The following is a 20,936-nucleotide window of genomic DNA, read 5'->3' as shown; positions in this document are numbered from 1 at the left end:
GCGGCGAACGTCGGCGCGCAACGAAAAAGGGCGCCCGAAGGCGCCCTTTTCCTGACCGTGCCTGCGGCTGGACTCAGCGCCAGACCTTGATCTGGTCGTTGTCCACGCGCTGCATCGGCTGGCCCGGCTTGCAGCTGAAGGTCGCACCGAATGCCGGCAGGTTGGACAGGGCACCGTTGGTGCGCCAGCGGCCCGGGGCCAGCACGTCGCTGGTGAGCCGCTGGGCGGCCTCGTTCGGCGACAGCTGCTGTGCCCACAGTGCGGCCCATGCGCGGAAGAAGCCCTGCTGGGCAGCCGGCTTGGCCGACGGTTCCACCGCCTTGTAGGCTTCCCACGCCAGTTCCAGGCCCGCCACGTCGGCCAGGTTTTCCTCACGGGTCAGTTCGCCGTTCACCTTGGCACCCTTGATGCCCGGGAAGTCGTACGCGCTGTACTGGGCGGCCACGCGGCTGCCGAGCAGGGTCCAGGCGGTCTTGTCGGCCGGGGTCCACCAGCTGCGCAGTTCGCCCTTGGCATCCACCAGCGCGCCCTTGGCGTCGACGGCGCGGGTCAGTTCGTGGGCGACCAGGGCACCGAAGCTGCCGAACTTGTCGGCGGCATCGGCCTTGGCGTTGAACACCGGGCCCTGCAGCACGGCGGCGGTGACGATCAGGCGGTTCTGCGCGATGTCATAGGCCAGCGCGGGCTGCTGCGGCAGCACGTCCCAGCGGCGGTCGGCGTTGCCCTTGCCGATGCGCTTCATTTCTTCGCGGTGGCGCCAGGTGGAGGCGATCAGCATGTTGCCGCCGAAGCTGCCACGGCCCATCGGCTGCACGCTGTAGTCGAGGTCGCGCAGCGGGGTGCCGATTTCGATCTTCAGCGCGGCCAGCTTGGCCTGCGCTTCGGTCTTGGCATCGTTGCTGAGCCAAGTGCTGCGCTTGACCGCATCGATCTGCACTTCGCGGATCTTGTCGACGATGACTGCCGCCTGGCGACGATCATCGGCGGACAGGTACTTGCTGGCATATTCGCGGCCGAGCATCGGGCCGGCGGCGACGTTGATCGCATCCAGGGTCTGTTCCCAACGCGCCGGGGCGATGGTTTCGCCACGGATCACGCGGCCGCGGAATTCGAACTCGGCATCGCGGTAGGCCTTGGACAGGTACGGGGCCATGGCATCGCCCACGCGCCAGCGCAGGTAGGCCTTCCACTGGTCCGGCTTGATGCGGGTGACCATGCCGTCCAGCTGCTTGAACAGCGCGGGGTCGGCCAGCGAGACGAGGTCGTCGTTGACGCCCTGGACCTTGAGGAACGCATCCAGCTGCAGGTTGCGGTAGCGGCTGTTGAGGTCCTTGGTGGAGATGGGGGCATAGTTGTTGAACGGGTTGTTGATGCCCGCCAGCGACTGTGCGTTGCGCGCCAGTTCGGTTTCCAGCGCGATGACGGCCTGCGCTTCGGCGTCGAGCTTGGCCGCCGGGGTGCCGGTGAGGGCCAGGATCTGCTTGACGTAGGCGCGGTAGCGGGCCATCAGCGCGACGGTGTCGGCGTCGGTGCGGGTGTAGAAGGCCGGGTCGGGCAGGCCCATGCCACCCTGCATGAAGTAGCCGATGTGGCGGTCGAGCGCCTTGAGGTCCACGTCTGGGGCAAAGTTGAAGGCCACCGGGATGCCGACCTGGTGCAGCGCGGCGATCGAGGCGGGGACGTCCTTGGCCTTCTTGATGGCGTTGATGCGGGTCAGCAGGGGGGCGATCGGGTTGGAGCCGTCGGCTTCAACGGCGGCTTCGTCCAGGCCGCTGGCCCAGAAGTCGCCGAGCAGCTTCTGCACGGTGCCCTGCGGGGTCTTCATGGATGCATCCAGCAGCTCGCGCTGCTGCAGGCGGGTACGCTCGGCCAGCTGCCCAAGGGCGGTGGTGGCGCCGGTCTGCGGCACGGGATTGGCTTTCAGCCACGCGCCATTGCTGGCTTCATAGAAGTCGCTGCACTGGGCGCTGACCGCCGGCGCACGCGCGGCCTTCTTCTTCGGCGCAGCGTGCGCATCGTGTGCGATGACCAGGGAGGCCGCCGTAAATCCATCCCTGGAGGCTCGTGAGCGCCATCCATGGCGCCCAACGGTCCCGCGAAACCCCACACCCCCGCCTTCGACAGTGGGTCGGCATCCAAAGAAAAGCGAAAGCACGCAGGGCAGGTTTGCTTTTCCGTGCGTGCCGGGAGTTGTCCAAGGGCTGGTGGGGGTGGGTTTGCGGGACCCTGAGCCGCATGGATGCGGCGACGGAGCTTACATGGACGTACTTGCAGCGTGTCCCGCAAACCCACCCCCACCGGCCCAATGCAGTCCAGTCGCACGCCGGCGGCTTTTGCTCTGCTTGCTGTGTTCAATTGACCAATCGCGATACCTGCAAAGGAAAAAACAAAGGCCCGGGAAATCCCGGGCCTTTGATTGCAGCGGTTCACGCGGTGGCGCGATGGTTTACCAGATCACGACCTGCTGGTCGCCGGCGCGGACCATCGGCGAGCCGGCCTTGCACTGGAACGCAGCGGCGAAGGTCGGCAGGTTCGATGGCGCGCCCATGGCGCGGAACTGCGCCGGGGCGTGCGGATCGGTGGCCAGGCGGACCTTGGCGTTCTCCGGGGTGTACTTGGTGCGCCACACGGTGGCCCAGTTGAAGTAGAAGCGCTGATCGCGGGTGAAGCCGTCGATCTTCGGATCTTCCTTGCCGGCCGAGGCCTTCTGCAGCGCGTCGTAGGCGGTTGCCACGCCGCCCAGATCGGCGATGTTCTCGCCCAGGGTCAGCTTGCCGTTGACCGCCTGGCCGTCCACCTTGTACCCGTCGAACTGCTTGACCAGCTTGCCCGTCAGGCCGCTGAAGTTCTTGGTGTCCGCCGCGTTCCACCAGTTCTCGAAGTTGCCGGTCGGCCCGAAGCGGCTGCCCTGGTCGTCGTAACCGTGGGTCATTTCGTGGCCGATCACCGCACCGATGCCGCCGTAGTTGAGCGCATCATCGGCCTTCGGGTCGAAGAACGGCGGCTGCAGGATCGCGGCCGGGAACACGATCTCGTTCTGCAGCGGGTTGTAGTAGGCGTTGACCGTCTGCGGGGTCATGCCCCACTCGGTCTTGTCCACCGGCTTGCCGATCTTGGACAGGCTCCACTTGTAGTTGAACGCGTTGGCCGCGCGCACGTTGCCCAGGTAGCTGTCGCGACCGGTGGTCAGGCCGTTCCAGTCACGCCACTTGTCCGGGTAGCCGATCTTCGGGGTGAAGGTTTCCCACTTGGCAATGGCCTTGGCCTTGGTCTCGTCGCTCATCCAGGTCAGACCCTGGATACGCTCCTTCAGCGCGGCGGCGAGGTTCTTGACCAGTTCTTCCATCTTGGCCTTGGCTTCCGGCGAGAAGGCGACCTTCACGTACAGCTGGCCAAACGCATCGCCGGCGTCGTTCTCGATGGTGCCCAGCACGCGCTTCCAGCGCGGCTTCTGTTCCTTCTGACCGTTCAGGGTCTTGCCGTAGAACGCGTAGTTCTCATCCACGAACGCATCGGCCAGGTACGGCGAGGCGCCGTCCACGGTGTGGAAGCGCAGGTAGGCGCGCCACACCGACGGATCGGTGTCACCCAGCGCCTTGCTCACTTCCTGGTGGAAGGACGGAATGGCCAGCGAGAACTTCTCCGGCGCGGCCACGCCCTGGGCCTCGAAGAACTTGGTCCAGCTGAAGTTCGGGGTCAGCTTGTCGGCATCGGCCAGGGTGACCGGGTTGTAGTACAGCGACACATCGCGCGACAGCTCGACGCTGGACTTGGAGGCCTTGGCCAGACGGGTTTCGAACTTCACCACATCGTCGGCCTGCTTGGCCGCATCGGCGGCGGCAACGCCGGACAGTTCCAGCACCTTGGCCACGTGTGCCTGGTAGGCCTTCAGCTTGTCGGCGTTCTTGGCGTCGGTGTAGTAGGTGGTGTCCGGCAGGCCCAGGCCACCCTGGCTGGCGTACGCCATGTTCATGCTGGAGTTCTTGAAGTCCGCTTCCGGACCGAAGCCGAACAGCACGTTCTCGCCCTTGGCCGCGCTGCTGCGCAGGAAGTCGGCGACGGCGTCCTTGCTCTGCAGGGCGTCGATGGCGGCCAGGTCGGCCTTGATCGGCTCGATGCCCTGCGCGTTGATCTTGGCTTCGTCCATGCCGGTGGCCCAGAAGTCACCGACGATCTTCTCGATCCCGCTGGGGTTCTTCACCGCCGCGACCTGCTCGGCGAGCTGGTGCTGCACGGCAACCGAACGTTCGTCCAGGATGGTGAAGGCGCCCCAGCTGGTGCGGTCGGCCGGAATCTCATTGGCGGCCAGCCACTTGCTGTTGACGTAGTCGCCGAATGCGTTGCAGGCGTCCAGGCTGGTGTCCAGGTCGGACGGGTGGAAGGCGTTGTAGGCGGGCAGCTTGCTGTCGTCGAGCTTGTACTCGGTGGCAGCAGCGGCAGGGGTGGCCGGTGCGGCGGTGGAGGCCGCGCTGTCCGTAGCCGGGGTTTCGTTCTTGCCGCAGCCGACCAGCGCGGCCGAAACGGCCAGGGTCAGCAGAACAATCTTGGGAGTGCGAGCGATCACTGTGAATGGCCTCCAGGCCGATGGGTCATGCGTGGGCTGGCCCCTGCGGGGCCGTGGGCCAGACGATACGCCGCTGGCCCGGCCTGCAAGGGTGTCGAAGGTCATGGCCGATGGCAAGCCGCCCCTGCGTGGGGCCGGTCACCGCCTTCGGCACGGCCGGACGACCGCAGCGGCAAAGTCGTGGCCTGTGGGGCGACACGCCCTGCCGTGGCGGTGTATACAACGGCCATGGCAAACCCTTCTGCGCAGGCGTGGGACGCGGTCATCATCGGCGCCGGACACAACGGTCTGGTCTGCGCGGCGTACCTGGCGCGCGCAGGCAAGCGCGTGCTGGTGCTGGAGCGCCGTGGGGTGGTCGGGGGTGCGGCGGTCACCGAGGAATTCCATCCCGGCTTCCGCAATTCGGTGGCGTCCTACACGGTGTCCCTGCTGCAGCCCAAGGTGATCGCCGACCTGGACCTGCCTGCGCACGGGCTGACGGTAGTGCCGCGCCGCATCAACAATTTCCTGCCACTGCCCGACGGCGGCTACCTGCTGGCCGGAGCCGGTCTTACCCAGGCCGAGGTGCGCCGCTTCTCCGTGCGCGACGCGCAGCAACTGCCGGCCTACGAACAACGGCTGGAGGTGTTCGCCGACGTGCTGCGCGCGGTCGCGTTGCAGGCGCCGCCCAACGTGGGCAGCGGGCACTGGCTGCAGGCCCTGCCTGAACTGTGGCGGGCGGGGCAGCTCGGGCGGCGGTTGCACGCGCTGTCGCCCGGGCTGCGCCAGGAACTGCTGGACCTGTTCACCATTTCCGCCGCCGAGTACCTCGACCGCTGGTTCGAGAGTGCGCCGATCAAAGCGCTGTTCGGTTTCGACGGCGTGGTGGGCAATTACGCGAGCCCGTATGCACCGGGCACTGCCTACGTGCTGCTGCACCACGCGTTCGGCCAGAGCAACGGGGTCAAGGGCGCCTGGGGCCACGCCATCGGCGGCATGGGCGCGATCACCCAGGCGATGGCACGTGCGGCCGTCCAGGCCGGCGCGCAGATCCGCACCGATGCCGGCGTGCGTCGCGTGCGGGTCGAGGCGGGCAGGGCGGTGGGCGTGGAGACTTTGGATGGCGAGCGCATCGACGCCCGCGCGGTGGTGGCCAACGTCAACCCGAAACTGCTCTACGAACAGCTGCTGACCGCCGACGAGGTACCGGCGCCCACGCGCGAACGCATGGCCAACTGGCGCTGCGGCTCGGGCACCTTCCGCATGAACGTGGCGCTGTCGCAGTTGCCCGACTTCCGCTGCCTGCCCGGTGCGGGCGACCACCTGACCGCCGGCATCATCATCGCCCCGTCGCTGGATTACATGGACCGCGCCTACACCGATGCGCGCCAGCAGGGCTGGTCGCGCGAGCCGATCGTGGAGATGCTCATTCCCAGCACGCTGGATGATTCGCTGGCGCCGCCCGGGCAGCACGTGGCCAGCCTGTTCTGCCAGCACGTGGCGCCGGAGCTGCCGCACGGGCGCAGTTGGGACGATCATCGCGATGAAGTGGCCGACCTGATGATCGCCACGGTGGAACAGCATGCGCCGGGATTTGCCGCCTCGGTGCTGGGCCGACAGGTATTGAGTCCGCTGGACCTGGAGCGGACCTTCGGCTTGATCGGGGGCGACATCTTCCATGGCGCGCTGAGCCTCAACCAGCTGTTCAGTGCACGCCCGATGCTGGGCCAGGCCGATTACCGCGGCGCGTTGCCGGGGTTGTATCTGTGCGGGTCCGGCACGCATCCCGGCGGCGGTGTCACCGGTGCGCCGGGGCATAACGCCGCGCAGGTGATCCTGCGCGGCTGACTGCAACCGCCCACACCGCATCGACCGCCCAAGCGGACGATGCGGGCCCTGTTCAGGGCTTGGTGTCGGTCGGTTCGAGCTGCGGCATTTCGCTGCCGGCATCCGGTTCGGGCAGGTCCTGAACCGGGCTCACCACCGGAATACGCGAGCTCGCATCGCCGGCCTTGACCTGCTCCACGCCGCCCACATCGACCGTGCCGATACGCGGCTTGGTCCAGACCGCGTCATGCCAGGCCTGGTACTTGGCCGGGTCCCAGAAGCGCTCGTCGTAGAACTTGGAGCCATCGATCTCGCGCGAGCCGCTCGGACCGGGAACCACGATGCGCAGATTGCCGGCAAAACCGGTACGGCTGCCGGTGACCGCCTTGCGCTCGCGACGCAGCACCGCGGCGATGCGAGGCTTGGCCGCGGCATCACCGTAACGGGCGTAGATCGCTTCGCCTTCGGCAAGCGCACGTGCGCGCTCGGCTTCGGTGAGCTGGCTCCAGTAACGCTCACGCAGGCCCACGAAACCTTCATAGCCGCGTTCGGCCGCCAGGTCCATCCAGACATAGGCCAACGCGCGGTCCTGGGCGGTGCCGTCACCATTCCAGAGCATCTCGGCGACCATGCCCTGGGAGGGTTTGTCGGCGTACTGCGCGGCGTACTGGAAGAAGCGGAAGGCATCCTCGCGCTTGCCGGCCTTGTGCTTCTCCAGGGCCAGCAGGCGGAAGCGCAGGTCGGGGTGACCATTGAGGAAGCCAGCGGTGATCATCAGCTGGTCCTGCGTGGGGTCGGGCGGTGCCGGCGTTGCACTCCAGGCCGCGGGCGCGGCCAGCAGCGCCGCCAACAGAACAGGTGTTGCCATCCATTGCCGGTGTTTCATATAAATGTGTTCCATCGCATGTGTGAAGAAGCGCCGGGTGGGCGTGCCCACCCGGCAATACAGCCTACGTCAACCCTGCGACCGCAGTACGGTCACCGGTCTCAGTTGCGGGCCGGCGTGGTGCCACCGGCGCCGATGTGGCGGTCGAAGAACTTCAGCATTTCGGTGTACAGGTTCACGCGCGCTTCCTCGCCGTAGAACCCGTGCATTTCACCGCTCTGGATGATCATGCCTTCCGGCTTGTTGCCGGCGGCAATCAGTGCCTTGTTCATCAGTTCGGTCTGCTCGGGCACCGCGCGCACGTCACGGGCACCGGCGGCCAGATAGACCGGGATCTTGACCTCGGCCGCACGCAGTGCAGGCGAGGCGCGATTCCAGTCGGCGCGTTCGGTGCCGTGAGTACGGCGCAGGTAGCGCAGCCCCGAGTCACGCTGCGGGATGTCGCCCTTCTTGAACAGCATGTCCACGTCGTACACGCCCACGTAGCCGAACGCGCACTTGAACAGGCCCGGTTCGCGGATCGGGGCCATCAGTGCCGAGTAGCCGCCAAAGCTGCCGCCGTAGATGCAGATGCGGTTGCGGTCCACGTAGCCACTGTTGATGGCCCAGTGCGTGGCTTCCAGGATGTCGTTCTGGATGCCCTGGTCCCACTGGCGGTGGCCGGCGTCCTGGAAGGCCTTGCCGTACCCGGCCGAACCACGGAAGTTCACCTGCAGGGTGGCGTAGCCGCGGTTGGCGAACAGCTGGGCTTCCGGGTTGAAGCCCCAGTTGTCGCGCGGGCCGATCGGGCCACCGTGCGGGTTGACCACCAGCGGCAGGTTCTTGCCGTCCGATCCATTGGGCAGGGTGAGGTAGCCGAAGACCTTCTTGCCGTCGCGGGTGGTGATGCTGAAGGGCTTGATCGACGCCATGTTCTTCTTGTCGATCTGCGGCCGGCGCGACATCAGGAAGCGGGCCTTGCCGCTGTCGCGGTCGTACAGGTACAGCTCGCCGGGGTTGTTGTCGCTGTAGACGCTGACGATGATCTTCCTGCCATCCTGGGTGTAGCTGGAGAAGTCGACCATCTGGCCCTCGAACGCCGCGGCCAGCGAGGCGTACAGCTCGGCGTCGGGGTGGTTTTCGTCGATCAGCTTCACCGCCGGTGCGGCCGCCTCGGTGACCACGCCCACCAGCGTGCTCTCATCGGTGGACCAGATGTAGTTGGACACCTCCGCGGTGGGATCCTGGAACAGCGACTTGAACGCGCCGGTGGTGGTGTCCAGCGTGCCCACGGCTGCCGGTGCCTTGTCGTCGTCCTGGGTGGCGTACACGGTGCCGGTGTTGGTCGTGGTGATCACGTCCAGGTGCTTGCCGTCGGCCTTGGAGGCATTGAGCAGCGTCCAGCCGCTGCCATCGCGGCGGTACAGTTCGCTGCGCTCTTCGTACTCGCCTTCCTCGTTCTTGCTCGAGGTGCACACCGCGAAGCGCGGCTCCTTGGCGGCATCCAGCGCGATGCTGCAGTTTTCCTTGGGCGCGCGGCCCAGCGACGTGCGCCGGCCGCTGACGGTATCCATGCGCACCACTTCGGTGTTGGCGCCTTCAGACGAACGCGCCGACGTCACCTGCATGATGACGTTCTGGTCGTCGTCCTTGAGGGTGTCCAGCAGCGAGAAGCTCTCGCGGCTGACTTCCTTGCCGCGCTGGGTGGCATCGCGGGTGCCGTAGTAGATCAGCGGACGGGGCTGGCTGCCATCGGCATTGACGGCATACCACTCGCCGGTGGACATCGGCGAGGCATAGCCGCCGAGCTTCTTGACCGCGTTGAACAGCAACCGGTCCGGGCTGGTCCAGTAGAACGAGCCCACGCTCTTCTTTTCGGGCAGCGTGTTGACCTTGATCGGCTTCAGGTCGCTGGTGCGGATGACGGTCAGTACGTCCTGGTCACCCTGGTCGACGGTGATCGCCAGGTACTCGCCGGTGGGCGAAATTTTGACCGAACTGTAGGAGGCATGCCCGACGAAATCCTTGACGGGCTGTTGGGGGGCGGCGGCCAGCGCCGACGGGGCTGCCGTCGACACGACCAGCGCCAGGAGGGGCAACATGCGCTTCATACGCATTTCTCCAGATAGATGAGACAGGTTTCATGTCCTGCAAAGCGAAGAGCCCGGCAAGCCGGGCTCTTCGATGCAACCCGGATCGATCAGTTCAGCTTGTACTCGAACTGCACGAAGACCTCGCGGCCGATCGGGCTGTAGTTGTAGAAGAAGAACGGGTACGTGTTGTAGGTGTCATCCTTGGGCGACATTTCATCGAAGACGTTGTTCACGAACAGACCGATGGTGGCCTTGTTGGTGACCTTCTTCTGGATGTTGGCGTTCCAGACCACGTACGAACCGATGCGGCCGGTTTCAGCCCAGTTCGGCAGCGAGCCCCAGCGGTAGCCGTACACGGTGGTTGCCCAGTCGTCGCGTTCCCAGCTGGCGGTCCAGTTGATGCGGCTGCGGAAGTTGAAGAACTGCTTGTGGTCACGCACGTTGCGCGTGCCGCTGCCCGGGAACTCCTGGTCTTCCAGCTTCAGCACGTGGGTCCAGTTCAGGCCCAGGTCGAAATCGCCCCAACGGTCGGTATCGATCTTGTACTTCCACGCCACGTCCAGACCGGAGGTCTTCTGGTTGGCCTGGTTGAACGGCACCGAGTGGTAGTCGACCACGTACTCGTCTTCACCGGTGGTCGGGTTGATGCCGTCACGACCGACCAGGCTGCGGAAGTAATCGCAGGCGGCCGAGGTGCCATCCACCGGCTGGCCGTCGCGGGTCTGGCCCAGGCGGCAGTCGGCTTCATTGCGCATCAGGTAGCCGAAGGAGATGTCCTTGACCGCGCCCTTCAGCTCGATGTTGTAGTAATCCACGCTCAGCGACATCTGGTCCATCACGTCCCAGACGAAGCCGACGGTCGTGGACTTGCCGGTCTCTTCCTTCAGGTTGCGGTTGCCCTGGCGATCGCCCTGGATGGAGTAGGTGTAGTCGGTACCGGAGCCGCAGTCGGTGTTGCTCAGCGGGTCCAGGCCGTCACGACGGCAGCGGTATTCATCCAGCGCGCCGTTGAGGAAGAAGCCCGACGGTTCGGCAAAGATGTAGTGCATGTCCGGCGCACGGAAGCTGGTGGCATGGGAGCCGCGCAGCAGCAGGCTTTCGAACGGGCGGTATTCCAGGCCCGCCATCCAGGTGGCAGCACCGTCGACCGAGCTGGCGTCGTCGTACTTGTCGTAACGACCTGCCAGGTTGGCCTTCAGGGTGCTGACGATCGGGATGCTGAACTCCAGGCCCACCGCGTAACGGTTGCGATCGCCGCCGCCGCCGGTTGCGGTACGGCCGAGCGGACCACCGGTGCCGGTGTAATCCTGGGCCATGCGCGCATCGGGCGAGACGTCGTACTTCTGCTGCGCTGCTTCCAGCACGCCGGCCATGGCCAGCGGGCCGGCCGGCAGCTCGAACAGGTCGCCGCTGACGCCGAAGGTCGCCTGCGAGGCCTGTGACGAGGAGGTGTTGGAGAAGTTGTCGCTGAAGGCGGCAACGTCTTCCGGCGACAGCGGGTTCAGCAGGCGGTCGACATTCAACTGGTAGATCGGCAGGCCGTTGGGACGGGTGCCCAGCTGCGGACCATAGAAGAAGTCGCGGATGCGGCTGGCGACCGGCCAGTTGAAGTTGTCATCGGCGGTGTAGCGCGAGTGGGACACGGTGGCATCCCAGTCGAACTTCTCGCCGAAGTTGCCGCGCAGACCGAAAGCCACGTCCAGCGACTTCTCGACGAAGTTGTTCTGCGCACCGGTGCTGCCCACTTCGGACGGGGTCAGGATGCGCTGCACGTTGCCGACGGTGCCGCCGAACTGCGGGTCGTAGTGGTTGGTGATACCCAGGGCCGCGCCGCTGGCGAAGAAGCGGGTGGCGCTGGCCAGCTTGGCTTCCGAACGCGAGGCACTCAACTGGGCCCAGGCCTGCATGCCGCCGGTGAAGTCGTAGGTGCCGTACAGGTAGCCGGACTGGGTGCTGTCGGAGTTGCGGATCGACTGGGTGGCCGGGTAGCCGAAGTAACCGCAGCGGTTCGGCGCGGCGACGGTCGGTGCGGACTTGTAGGTTTCAAAGTCGGCAAAGCGACCGCAGACTTCTTCCAGGCCACCGGCGGCCGGCCATTCGCGAATCGCGCCGGCGCCGCGGTTGACGGTGAAGCGCACCGATTCCACGGCAGTGGCGTCGGCCGGATCAACCGACGGGTCGTCACGGTAGGAATCCATGAAATCGCGCTGGCTGGCGTAGATCGCCTCGCGCTCCAGGGCCTCGAAGGCGTAGGTCAGGCTCCAGTTGCTGCCGGTCTTGCCGCCGACCCACTGGAAGCGACCCGAGTCACCGCCACCCTGGGTGGTGGTGCCACCGCGCAGGGTGACCGTGTCGCCCTCGAAGTTGGTCTTCATGATGATGTTGACCACGCCGGCCACGGCGTCGGAGCCGTAGATGGCCGATGCGCCGCCGGACAGGATTTCGATGCGATCGATGGCGGCGGCCGGGATGTTGGCCAGGTTCACCGCGTTGGACTGACCGTTGTAGGGCAGCGGGTAGTCGGTGGCGCGGCGGCCGTTGATCAGCACCAGCTGATAGCCCGGGCCGAGGCCGCGCAGGTTCAGGAAGCTGGCGTTCTGGGTGAAGCCGCCGGACAGTTCGTTCTGCACCGAACCGGTGAACTGGCTCAGGGTGGTCAGCGCGTCATAGACGGTGTTGAAGCCCTGCTTTTCGATGTCCTGGGAGGTCACCACGACTACCGGAGCCGGGCCTTCCACTTCGGCGCGCTTGATGCGCGAGCCGGTCACGGTGACCTTGTCCAGCTGGGTGGCGCCGCGGGTTTCGGTGCCCGACGCGCTGCTGCTGTCCTGGGCGAAAGCCGGCGAGATGGCCGATACAACCAGGGCCGTGGCCATGGCAAAGCTCAGCGGGTTGCGGCTGAGCAGAGTGCGGTTCGTCATTGGTGAAACCCCCTAAAAGTCTTTTTTTGCACCCGGCGCCTGCCGGGTGGTGCACCCGTGGCCGACGTCCTTGTGCCCCTTCGAGGTCTCACTGGGAGACCTCTTCACCAGCATCACGCGCTGATGACCTGAGATTAACATGGGCTTAACTTGTCGTGTCAACCGTTCATCAACGCGTCATAAAGACAAAATATGCAAATCCTTGTGGGACAACGCAATTGGCCCGAAATCACCGGCAAGTAATTGATTCCATAGGAATAGTTTCGTTTGAAACTGTCGCGGGCGCCGCCTCCCCGTGTCCCGGCGCTGTCCCTGGACATCGCATCAGCGGGTAGGGGTGTGTTCAGACTGGCGGCATGCCGACGGCATCGGGATGGCGCCGGCTACGGCCGTGGATGGCGGCTTGTATACTGCGCAGTTCAGCGCAATCGCTTCTTCGGAGTCATGCAGTGAGCCCCAGCCAGTCACGTCGTCCCCACGCCAGCCAGGTGCAGAAAGGGCTCAGCCCGCATCCGCGCATCCGCAACGTGATTGCCGTGGGATCGGGCAAGGGCGGCGTGGGCAAGTCCACCACGGCGGTGAACCTGGCCGTGGCGCTGGCCAAGCTGGGCGCGCGCGTGGGCCTGCTTGATGCCGACATCTACGGCCCGAGCGTACCGGCCATGCTCGGCCTCAGTGGCCGCCCGGAAAGCCCGGACAACAAGTCGATCGAACCGATGCGCGCCTTCGGCGTGGAGACCATGTCGATCGGCTACCTGATCGAAGACGAGACGCCGATGATCTGGCGCGGCCCGATGGCCACCTCGGCGATGACCCAGTTCTTCAATGACACCCTGTGGGACGACCTCGATTACCTGCTGATCGACCTGCCGCCGGGCACCGGCGACATCCAGCTGACCCTGACCCAGAAGATTCCGCTGGCCGGCGCGGTGATCGTCACCACGCCGCAGGACATCGCCACGCTGGATGCCAGAAAGGCACTGAAGATGTTCGAGAAGGTGGAAGTGCCCGTACTGGGCATCCTGGAGAACATGGCCGTACACACCTGCAGCAACTGCGGCCACCGCGAGCACCTGTTCGGCGACGGCGGCGGCGAGCGCATGGCCGCGCAGTACGGCGTGCCGCTGCTGGGGTCGCTGCCGCTGGAAATCGGCATCCGCGAGCAGGGCGATGCCGGCACTCCGATCACTGCCGCATTGCCGGACTCGGCAGCCGCCCAGGCCTACCTGCGCGCGGCCGAGCGCCTGATCGAGGAAGTGGCCAAGCGCCCGCGCGCCAGCATTCCGATTCTGTCGTCCCTGATCTGACCGCGCGGGCCACGGCCTGGCACGTCTGAACCGCACACGGCCCGGCATTGCCGGGCCTTGTCGCCTGCGCATCCCGGCATCGCGGCTGGCCGCAACCCGGGTGGCTGTTTAGAATCGTGGCCCGGGCGCCCGTTGGCGGTGCCGTTGTTCCTTTCCGCACCCAGGACCCCCCATGAGCATCAAGAGTGACCGCTGGATCCGTCAGATGGCCGAACAGCAGGCGATGATCGAGCCGTTCGAAGCCGGCCAGGTCAAGCAGGCCAACGGCCAGCGCATCGTCAGCTACGGCACCTCCAGCTACGGCTATGACGTGCGCTGCTCGCGCGAGTTCAAGGTGTTCACCAACATCAACTCCACCATTGTCGACCCCAAGCACTTCGACCCGGGCAGCTTCGTGGACATCGTGGGCGACGAGTGCATCATCCCGCCCAACAGCTTCGCGCTGGCGCGCACCGTGGAGTACTTCCGGATCCCGCGCGACACCCTGGTGGTGTGCCTGGGCAAGAGCACCTACGCGCGCTGCGGCATCATCGTCAACGTGACCCCGCTGGAACCGGAGTGGGAAGGCCATGTGACCCTGGAATTCAGCAACACCACGCCGCTGCCGGCGCGCATCTATGCCAACGAAGGCGTGGCCCAGATGCTGTTCTTCCAGGCCGACAAGGACGATATCTGCGAAACGTCCTACAAGGACCGCGGCGGCAAGTACCAGGGCCAGACCGGCGTGACCCTGCCGCGCACCTGATGACCACGCGGGTGGCGCGGCGCACCTGATCAATCCCCGGGCGTGCTGCCGCGTCCGCGCCTGGTAGAGCCGACCGTTGGTCGGCTGCCTCTGCGGTTACCGTTACCCATCAAGGGTGGCGACCACAAAAAAGCGCGGAGTACTCCGCGCTTTTTTGTGGCTTGGTCCGGCGTGCGGCGTGGTAACCAAAAAGCAGCGGACCCAAAAGCAGCGGACCCAAAAGCAGCGGACCAACGGTCCGCTCTACTTGCCGCGGCCGAACAGCAGGCCGATGCCCACCGCCACCAGCACCACCGGCCACCAGGTGAGGATCAGCTTCCCCATGTTCATGTTGGTCCAGCCCAGATTGCTGGCCAGCAGGAACAGGCCGACGAGGATGAGGACGATGGCAGCGACAAGGTTGGAACGCATCAGGGGCAGGGTCCGCTAGGGCTGGGGCGAATATCCTAGCCGTTCCTTCCAGTGCGCGACACGTTCGGCCAGCACCGCCGGATCGAAACGGTGCGCCTGGCCCTGGCCCCACACCGGGCCCGGCCACGCCGGATCGCCAACGTGGCGGCCGATCACGTGGAAATGCAACTGGCGCACGATGTTGCCCAGTGCGCCGATGTTGATCTTCTCCACCCCGTCGGTGCCCTTGAGCGCCTTGCAGGCACGGTTCAACTCGGTGCGCAGTTTGTCCTGCTGATCGCCGTCCAGGTCGATCCACTCGGTGATGCCGGCCAGCCGGGGCACCAGGATCAACCAGGGGTAACGCTCGTCGTTCATCAATCGCACTTGCGACAACGGCCCTTCTGCTACCAGTACGCTATCGGTGGCCAGGCGTGGATCCAGTTCGAACTCGCTCATCCAAGATGCTCCGCAAAGAAGTCCAGGGTGCGTTCCAGCGCCAGGGTGGCGCTGTCTGGATCATACGCATGTCCGACGCTGCGGTTGAAGGCGTGGTCGGCGGGGTACACGAAGGTGGCCATCTGCGGCAGCTTCTCGCGGTGGGCGGCGATCGCCTCGGGCGGGATGCTCTTGTCCTGGGCCCCGAAGTGGAACATCACCGGCGCCTTGGGCGCTTCGTCCAGGAACTGCACATTGCGCGCCCCGTAATAGCTGACCGACGGCAGGCCCAGCCGCAGCGCTGACAACAGCGCGATGCTGCCGCCCCAGCAGTAGCCCACCGTGCCCACCTTGCCGGCCGGGGCCAGCCGCGAGGCGGCCGCGCGCACTATCTCCAATGCCTTCTCCACGCCCAGCGCGTTCACCCGTTCCAGGCCCTGTTTCACCCCGTCCGGGTCGTAGGGCAGGGCATCGGGGTCGGCGTCCACCCCGTCGATGAGGTCGAAGAACGACGGCGCCAGCACCGCGTAGCCCTGCGCGGCAAAGCCCTCGGCCACCTCGCGCACGTGCGCGTTGACCCCGAAGATCTCCTGGATGACCACCAGCCCGCCACGGGGCTTGGCCGCCGGCGTGGCCTGCCAGGCCCGGACCGGACCGTGGTGCGTATCGAGCGTGACCCACTCACCCATGATGCGTGACTCCTGTTGGTTCAGGCGTTCATTATCGGCCGCGCGCCGGTTAGGGCGGTGTCAGCGGCCGTGCCGGGTCTGGCGGGATCGCCTTGATGCGATTCAGGGCCCGGCCCCCAACGCCGGTATACTTGCCGCCGTTTCCGGCCCCAGGTCCCCACGCCATTCCGGCATGGGCCCAGGCCCCCAGAGTCCCGCGATTCCATGTCCCAGCTGAACCCCAAAGTCGGCTTCGTCAGCCTTGGCTGCCCGAAGGCGCTCGTCGATTCCGAACGCATCCTCACCCAGCTGCGCTCGGAGGGCTACGACATCGTGCCCTCCTACGATGCGGCCGACGTCGTGGTGGTCAACACCTGCGGCTTCATCGATTCGGCCGTGACCGAGTCGCTGGATGCGATCGGCGAGGCGATGAACGCCAACGGCAAGGTTATCGTCACCGGCTGCCTGGGCAAGCGCCCCGAGCAGATCCGCGAGGCGTACCCGAACGTGCTGGCGGTGTCCGGCCCGCAGGACTACATCAGCGTCATGGAGGCCGTGCACGCCGCGCTGCCGCCCAAGCACGATCCGTTCGTGGACCTGGTGCCCGACTACGGCATCAAGCTGACCCCGCGCCACTACGCGTACCTGAAGATCTCCGAGGGCTGCAACCACAAGTGCAGCTTCTGCATCATTCCGTCGATGCGCGGCAAGCTGGTCTCGCGCCCGGTCGATGAAGTGCTGCGCGAAGCGGAGCGGCTGGTGCGCGGTGGGGTGAAGGAACTGCTGGTGGTGTCCCAGGACACCTCGGCCTATGGCGTGGATGTGAAGTACGCCGAGCGCATGTGGCGCGACAAGGCCTACCAGACCCGGCTCAAGGCGCTGTGCGAAGGCCTGTCCGAACTGGATGCCTGGACCCGCATGCACTACGTGTATCCGTACCCGCACGTGGACGAGATCGTGCCGCTGATGGCCGAAAACCGGATCCTGCCGTACCTGGACATTCCCTTCCAGCACGCCAGCCCGCGCATCCTGAAGCTGATGAAGCGCCCGGGTGCGGTCGACAAGACCCTCGAGCGCGTGCAGCGCTGGCGCCAGCTGTGCCCGGACATCACCGTGCGCTCGACCTTCATCGTCGGCTTCCCCGGCGAGACCGACGCCGAGTTCGAGGAACTGCTGAGCTTCCTGGACGAGGCCCAGCTGGACCGCGTGGGCGCATTCGCCTACTCGCCGGTGACCGGTGCCACGGCCAACGACCTGCCCGACGCGGTGCCCGAGGAAGTGAAGCAGGAGCGCCTGGCGCGCTTCATGGAGCGCCAGGCGGAGATTTCCGCTGCGCGCCTGGAGGCCAAGATCGGCACCGTGCAGCAGTGCCTGGTCGATGCGATCGAAGACGGTATCGCGGTGGCACGTTCGAAGGCCGACGCGCCGGAGATCGATGGCCTGGTGCATATCCAGAATGCCGAGGAAGCCCGCCTGCGCGTGGGTCAGTTCGTCGACGTGGAGATCACCGAGAGCGACGACCACGACCTGTATGGCGACGCGTTGATCGACGCGGCGGCCCGCAAGCCGTTCGACCTGCAGGTGCTGTGACCGCGGCGGCGGTCGATGTCGGCGGCACCCGCCGCCGTTTCATCGCACCGCCGCGTGGCGTGGTGGCGGCGGACGTCTTCGCCCAGCCACTGTTTGCCGGATTCTCCCGCTACGCCGATCTGATGACGGCGGCCGACTGGCCGACCGTCGCGGCGCTGGATGCCCGCCTGGCGTTGCCGGGCCGGCACCTGGTCGAGCAGGACGACGCGCTGTTGGCCGACGGCCTGCATTACGAGCAACGCATTGCCCAGGGCCGCATTGCCACCCGCGCGGCGAACTGGCACGACCTGTTCAACGCGCTGGTGTGGGCACGCCATCCGGCCATCAAACATGCGCTCAATGCCCGCCAATGCCTGCATATCGCTTGCCACGGTCCGCAGCAGCGCAACCGTGCGCAGGCGGCGCTGACGCAGTTCGACGAAACCGGCGTGATCGTGCGGGTGCGCGATCCGGCGGTGGTGCAGGCCTGGAACCGGCATGACTGGACGGCGGTGTTCGCGGACCGGGCAGAGCAGTGGAGCAGCGGCGAAATCGCCGTGGCGGCGGTGATCGGCCACGCGTTGATGGAGCAGGCCTTGTTGCCGGGGCGTCTGATGGTGGGCAAGTGCGTGGTGGTGTGCGCCGACGAGGATGCGCGCGCTGTGGCGCAGGTCGCACGGATGATCGATAGCGGGCGCGTCCTCAACGACCCGCTCGAGCTGCGGCCGTTGCCGCTGGCGGGCATTCCCGGCTGGCATCCGCGGCAGGATGCGGCGTTTTACCGGCAGGCCGATTATTTCCGGCCGCTGCGCGACGGCAGGGGCTATCCCGCGCCGCATGACGCGTAAGGCCGCGCACGGTAGGGTTGGTTCCCAAACAACCGCCGATAGCGGCGCACCACCCGGTGACGCCGTGCGTTGAACGGCGCAAAGGCCTTTGTTGCCGATGGTCATGCCCACACAGAACGCGGCGTTCTCAACGGCAGTCGATTGGGATGCGACCCTACCAACAGCGGGCAGTCCTCAACGCCCGGTTGGCCTGCGCACCAGAACGCCCCGCACGGTAGGGTTGGTTCCCGAACAACCGCCGATAACGGTTCACCACCCGGTAACGCCGTGCGTTGAACGGCGCAAAGGCCTTTGTCGCCAATGTTCATGCCGATACCGAACGCGGCGAATCCCATGGCAGTCGATTGGGATGCGACCCTACCAACGGCGGGCAGCCCTCAACGTCCGGCTCCTCTGTGCACCAGTGCGCACGCACGGTAGGGTTGGTTCCCAAACAACCGCCGATAGCGGCGCACCACCCGGTAACGCCGTGCGTTGAACGGCGCAAAGGCCCTTCGTCGCCGATGTTCATGCCCACACCGAACGCGGCGTTCTCCACGGCAGTCGATTGGGATGCGACCCTACCAACAGCGGGCAGTCCTCAACGCCCGGTTGGCCTGCGCACCAGAACGCCCCACACGGTAGGGTTGGTTCCCAAACAACCGCCGATAGCGGCGCACCACCCGGTAACGCCGTGCGTTGAACAACGCCAACGCCTCAGCCCGCGCCGTACTCCACCGCGAGGATCGCAAAGCCGTGGCGGCCGCTGGGCAGCTCCACTTCAAACTCGTCATCCACGCGCTTCTTCAACAACGCGCGGGCCAGCGGCGAATCGATGCTGATCCAGCCGGTGGCGGCATCGGTCTCGTCCGGGCCCACGATGCGGTAGCGGCTGGTATCGCCGCTGTCCACGTTCTCCAGCTCCACCCAGGCGCCGAAGAACACTGCCTGCGGATCGGTCGGGGTGGTGTCGACCACGCGCAGCGACTCCAGCCGTTTGGTGAGGTAGCGCACGCGCCGGTCGATCTCGCCCAGCTGCTTCTTGCGGTAGGTGTACTCGGCATTCTCCGAGCGATCCCCCTCGGCCGCCGCCGCGGCCAGCGCCTTGACCACCTCCGGTCGGCGCACCCGCCACAGGTCGTCCAGTTCGGTCTTCAATCGCTGATGGCCCTGTGCGGTGATCAGGGCCGTACTCTTTTCCGCCGGGGGACGCCAACGCGACATCGGTTTCGCTCAGCGCTTGCCGCCGAACAGCCCGCCCAGGATGCCGCGCACGATCTGGTTGCCCAGCTTGCTGCCTACGGTCCGGGTGGTCTGCTTGGCCATGGTTTCGATCATGCCCTGGCGGCGCTTGGTGCCGAAGATGGCGTCCTTGATCGACTGGCCAAAGCCGCCTTCCTGCTGTTCGTCCTGCTCGCGCGTGCGGGCCTTGGGCGTATCTGCCTGCGCCACCACCTTCTGCGCGCGCTGGGCCAGCAGTTCGGCCGCCGACTCGCGGTTGATCGCGGTGTCGTAGCGGGTGCCCACCGGGCTGCCAGCGCGTACCTGGGCGCGTTCGGCCTCGGTGATGGCGCCCATCCGGCAGCGGGGCGGGGCGATCTGGGTCTGCTGCACGGGAGAGGGGATGCCCTTGTCCTGCAGCGTGGACACCAGTGCCTCACCGGTGCCGAGCTTGGCCAGCACGGCCGCCACGTCGAGCTTGGGATTGGGCACGAACGTTTCGGCAGCGGTCTTCACCGCCTTCTGGTCGCGCGGGGTGAAGGCGCGCAGCGCATGCTGCACGCGGTTGCCGAGCTGCCCCAGGATGTTGGCCGGCACGTCGTCGGGGAACTGCGAGCAGAAGTACACGCCCACGCCCTTGGAGCGGATCAGCCGCACTACCTGCTCGATGCGCTGCACCAGTGCCGGCGGCGCATCGTCGAACAGCAGGTGGGCCTCGTCGAAGATGAAGACCAGCTTCGGTTTGTCCAGGTCGCCCACTTCGGGCAGGGTTTCGAACAGCTCCGACAGCAGCCACAACAGGAACGTCGAGTACAGCTTGGGCTTGAGGACCAGCTGGTCGGCGGCCAGGATGCCGATCACGCCACGGCCGTCATGGTTGACCCGCATGATGTCGGCCAGTTCCAGCGCCGGCTCGCCGAAGAAGGCTTCGCCGCCGTCCTGCGACAGGCGCAGCAGCGAGCGCTGGATCGCCGCCACCGTCTGCGCACTGACCAGGCCATATTCGGTGGAGATGTCCTTGCGTTCCTCGGCGACCAGGCCGAGCAGCGCGCGCAGGTCATCCAGGTCCAGCAACAGCAGGCCGCGGTCGTCGGCCAGCTTGAACACGATGTCGAGCACGCCGGACTGGGTGTCGTTGAGCTCCAGGATGCGGCCCAGCAGCGTGGGGCCCATTTCGCTCACGGTGGTGCGCACCGGGTGCCCCAGCTTGCCGTACAGATCCCAGAAGATCGCCGGGCTGGCGGCGGGGGCATAGTCGGCCACGCCGATCTCCCGTGCCCGCTGCAGCAAGGCCTCGGTACCTGCACCGGCCACGGCCAGGCCGGACACGTCGCCCTTCACATCGGCCAGGAACACCGGCACGCCGATCCGCGAAAAGCCCTCTGCCAGGGTCATCAAGGTGACGGTCTTGCCGGTGCCCGTGGCCCCGGCCACCAGGCCATGGCGATTGCCCAGGCGGGGTTGCAGGGTCACGGCGATATCGTCGGTGATGCCTTTGCCGAGCAGGATCGGATCCATGGTC

15 protein-coding genes are annotated in these 20,936 nt (G+C 66.4%); 5 read left to right on the top strand and 10 right to left on the bottom strand.

The window, feature by feature from the left end; genetic code table 11:
• Positions 1 to 73: 73 nt before the first annotated feature.
• Entirely contained in the window at positions 74 to 2,107 is a 2,034-nt protein-coding gene (locus AC1DCJ_RS12385) for a M13 family metallopeptidase (RefSeq protein ID WP_478071083.1), read from the bottom strand.
• Positions 2,108 to 2,446: 339 nt separating this feature from the next.
• The gene (locus AC1DCJ_RS12380; RefSeq protein ID WP_181406247.1) at positions 2,447 to 4,561 is read right to left on the bottom strand and encodes a M13 family metallopeptidase; all 2,115 of its coding nucleotides are present in this window, start codon (positions 4,559 to 4,561) and stop codon (positions 2,447 to 2,449) included.
• Positions 4,562 to 4,792: 231 nt separating this feature from the next.
• Here AC1DCJ_RS12380 and AC1DCJ_RS12375 point away from each other — a divergent pair, with 231 nt between their 5' ends.
• Complete coding sequence (locus AC1DCJ_RS12375) at positions 4,793 to 6,391, top strand: phytoene desaturase family protein (protein ID WP_478071082.1); 1,599 nt, start codon at positions 4,793 to 4,795, stop codon at positions 6,389 to 6,391.
• Positions 6,392 to 6,443: 52 nt separating this feature from the next.
• Here the strand turns inward: AC1DCJ_RS12375 and AC1DCJ_RS12370 are convergent, their stop codons facing one another.
• The 3 genes from AC1DCJ_RS12370 to AC1DCJ_RS12360 all read right to left on the bottom strand — a co-directional run bounded on the left by AC1DCJ_RS12370 (position 6,444) and on the right by AC1DCJ_RS12360 (position 12,249).
• Positions 6,444 to 7,238, bottom strand: coding sequence for an SEL1-like repeat protein (locus AC1DCJ_RS12370; RefSeq protein ID WP_137191740.1), 795 nt, complete (start codon positions 7,236 to 7,238; stop codon positions 6,444 to 6,446).
• 119 nt (positions 7,239 to 7,357) lie between these two features.
• The gene (locus AC1DCJ_RS12365; protein ID WP_258317501.1) at positions 7,358 to 9,337 is read right to left on the bottom strand and encodes an alpha/beta hydrolase family protein; all 1,980 of its coding nucleotides are present in this window, start codon (positions 9,335 to 9,337) and stop codon (positions 7,358 to 7,360) included.
• Between the two features lie 98 nt (positions 9,338 to 9,435).
• On the bottom strand, positions 9,436 to 12,249 hold the full coding sequence (locus tag AC1DCJ_RS12360) for a TonB-dependent receptor plug domain-containing protein (RefSeq protein ID WP_478071081.1): 2,814 nt from the start codon (positions 12,247 to 12,249) through the stop codon (positions 9,436 to 9,438).
• A gap of 449 nt (positions 12,250 to 12,698) precedes the next feature.
• Here AC1DCJ_RS12360 and apbC point away from each other — a divergent pair, with 449 nt between their 5' ends.
• Positions 12,699 to 13,556, top strand: coding sequence for an iron-sulfur cluster carrier protein ApbC (gene apbC, locus AC1DCJ_RS12355; RefSeq protein ID WP_137191738.1), 858 nt, complete (start codon positions 12,699 to 12,701; stop codon positions 13,554 to 13,556).
• A 172-nt stretch (positions 13,557 to 13,728) separates the two neighbouring features.
• Positions 13,729 to 14,301 (top strand): dCTP deaminase, encoded by a 573-nt coding sequence (dcd, locus tag AC1DCJ_RS12350; RefSeq protein WP_038687170.1) that lies wholly within the window; start codon positions 13,729 to 13,731, stop codon positions 14,299 to 14,301.
• Between the two features lie 243 nt (positions 14,302 to 14,544).
• Here the strand turns inward: dcd and AC1DCJ_RS12345 are convergent, their stop codons facing one another.
• The 3 genes from AC1DCJ_RS12345 to AC1DCJ_RS12335 are packed head-to-tail and all read right to left on the bottom strand — an operon-like array spanning position 14,545 to position 15,818.
• Complete coding sequence (locus tag AC1DCJ_RS12345; RefSeq protein WP_019182647.1) at positions 14,545 to 14,712, bottom strand: LiaI-LiaF-like domain-containing protein; 168 nt, start codon at positions 14,710 to 14,712, stop codon at positions 14,545 to 14,547.
• A 15-nt stretch (positions 14,713 to 14,727) separates the two neighbouring features.
• Positions 14,728 to 15,150, bottom strand: a complete 423-nt coding sequence (locus AC1DCJ_RS12340; protein ID WP_038687173.1) for an HIT domain-containing protein — start codon at positions 15,148 to 15,150, stop codon at positions 14,728 to 14,730.
• Positions 15,147 to 15,818, bottom strand: a complete 672-nt coding sequence (locus AC1DCJ_RS12335) for a dienelactone hydrolase family protein (protein WP_141058947.1) — start codon at positions 15,816 to 15,818, stop codon at positions 15,147 to 15,149. The genes AC1DCJ_RS12340 and AC1DCJ_RS12335 overlap by 4 nt, the downstream gene beginning before the upstream one ends.
• Before the next feature lie 204 nt (positions 15,819 to 16,022).
• Between AC1DCJ_RS12335 and rimO the strand changes: the two genes are divergently transcribed.
• Both rimO and AC1DCJ_RS12325 read left to right on the top strand, forming a co-directional pair.
• On the top strand, positions 16,023 to 17,387 hold the full coding sequence (gene rimO, locus AC1DCJ_RS12330) for a 30S ribosomal protein S12 methylthiotransferase RimO (protein ID WP_137191735.1): 1,365 nt from the start codon (positions 16,023 to 16,025) through the stop codon (positions 17,385 to 17,387).
• Positions 17,384 to 18,214, top strand: a complete 831-nt coding sequence (locus AC1DCJ_RS12325) for a DUF3025 domain-containing protein (protein ID WP_478071080.1) — start codon at positions 17,384 to 17,386, stop codon at positions 18,212 to 18,214. The genes rimO and AC1DCJ_RS12325 overlap by 4 nt, the downstream gene beginning before the upstream one ends.
• A 696-nt stretch (positions 18,215 to 18,910) precedes the next feature.
• Here the strand turns inward: AC1DCJ_RS12325 and greB are convergent.
• Complete coding sequence (gene greB / locus AC1DCJ_RS12320; protein WP_038687182.1) at positions 18,911 to 19,417, bottom strand: transcription elongation factor GreB; 507 nt, start codon at positions 19,415 to 19,417, stop codon at positions 18,911 to 18,913.
• A gap of 9 nt (positions 19,418 to 19,426) precedes the next feature.
• The gene (locus AC1DCJ_RS12315; protein ID WP_137191734.1) at positions 19,427 to 20,932 is read right to left on the bottom strand and encodes a helicase HerA-like domain-containing protein; all 1,506 of its coding nucleotides are present in this window, start codon (positions 20,930 to 20,932) and stop codon (positions 19,427 to 19,429) included.
• Positions 20,933 to 20,936 lie beyond the last annotated feature (4 nt).

This window comes from Stenotrophomonas sp. 10N36 (genome assembly GCF_056395005.1).
Note: the sequence above shows the minus strand (reverse complement) of the source record. Positions and strands in the feature narration are given on the sequence as shown.

Bases quoted from the DNA above. Each gene is read 5' to 3' on its own strand.
- AC1DCJ_RS12315 (WP_137191734.1), bottom strand. From the start codon at position 20,932: ATGGATCCGATCCTGCTCGGCAAAGGCATCACCGACGATATCGCCGTG.
- greB (WP_038687182.1), bottom strand. From the start codon at position 19,417: ATGTCGCGTTGGCGTCCCCCGGCGGAAAAGAGTACGGCCCTGATCACC.
- AC1DCJ_RS12345 (WP_019182647.1), bottom strand. From the start codon at position 14,712: ATGCGTTCCAACCTTGTCGCTGCCATCGTCCTCATCCTCGTCGGCCTG.
- AC1DCJ_RS12375 (WP_478071082.1), top strand. From the start codon at position 4,793: ATGGCAAACCCTTCTGCGCAGGCGTGGGACGCGGTCATCATCGGCGCC.
- dcd (WP_038687170.1), top strand. From the start codon at position 13,729: ATGAGCATCAAGAGTGACCGCTGGATCCGTCAGATGGCCGAACAGCAG.
- rimO (WP_137191735.1), top strand. From the start codon at position 16,023: ATGTCCCAGCTGAACCCCAAAGTCGGCTTCGTCAGCCTTGGCTGCCCG.
- AC1DCJ_RS12360 (WP_478071081.1), bottom strand. From the start codon at position 12,249: ATGACGAACCGCACTCTGCTCAGCCGCAACCCGCTGAGCTTTGCCATG.
- AC1DCJ_RS12365 (WP_258317501.1), bottom strand. From the start codon at position 9,337: ATGTTGCCCCTCCTGGCGCTGGTCGTGTCGACGGCAGCCCCGTCGGCG.
- AC1DCJ_RS12335 (WP_141058947.1), bottom strand. From the start codon at position 15,818: ATGGGTGAGTGGGTCACGCTCGATACGCACCACGGTCCGGTCCGGGCC.
- AC1DCJ_RS12370 (WP_137191740.1), bottom strand. From the start codon at position 7,238: ATGGCAACACCTGTTCTGTTGGCGGCGCTGCTGGCCGCGCCCGCGGCC.
- AC1DCJ_RS12340 (WP_038687173.1), bottom strand. From the start codon at position 15,150: ATGAGCGAGTTCGAACTGGATCCACGCCTGGCCACCGATAGCGTACTG.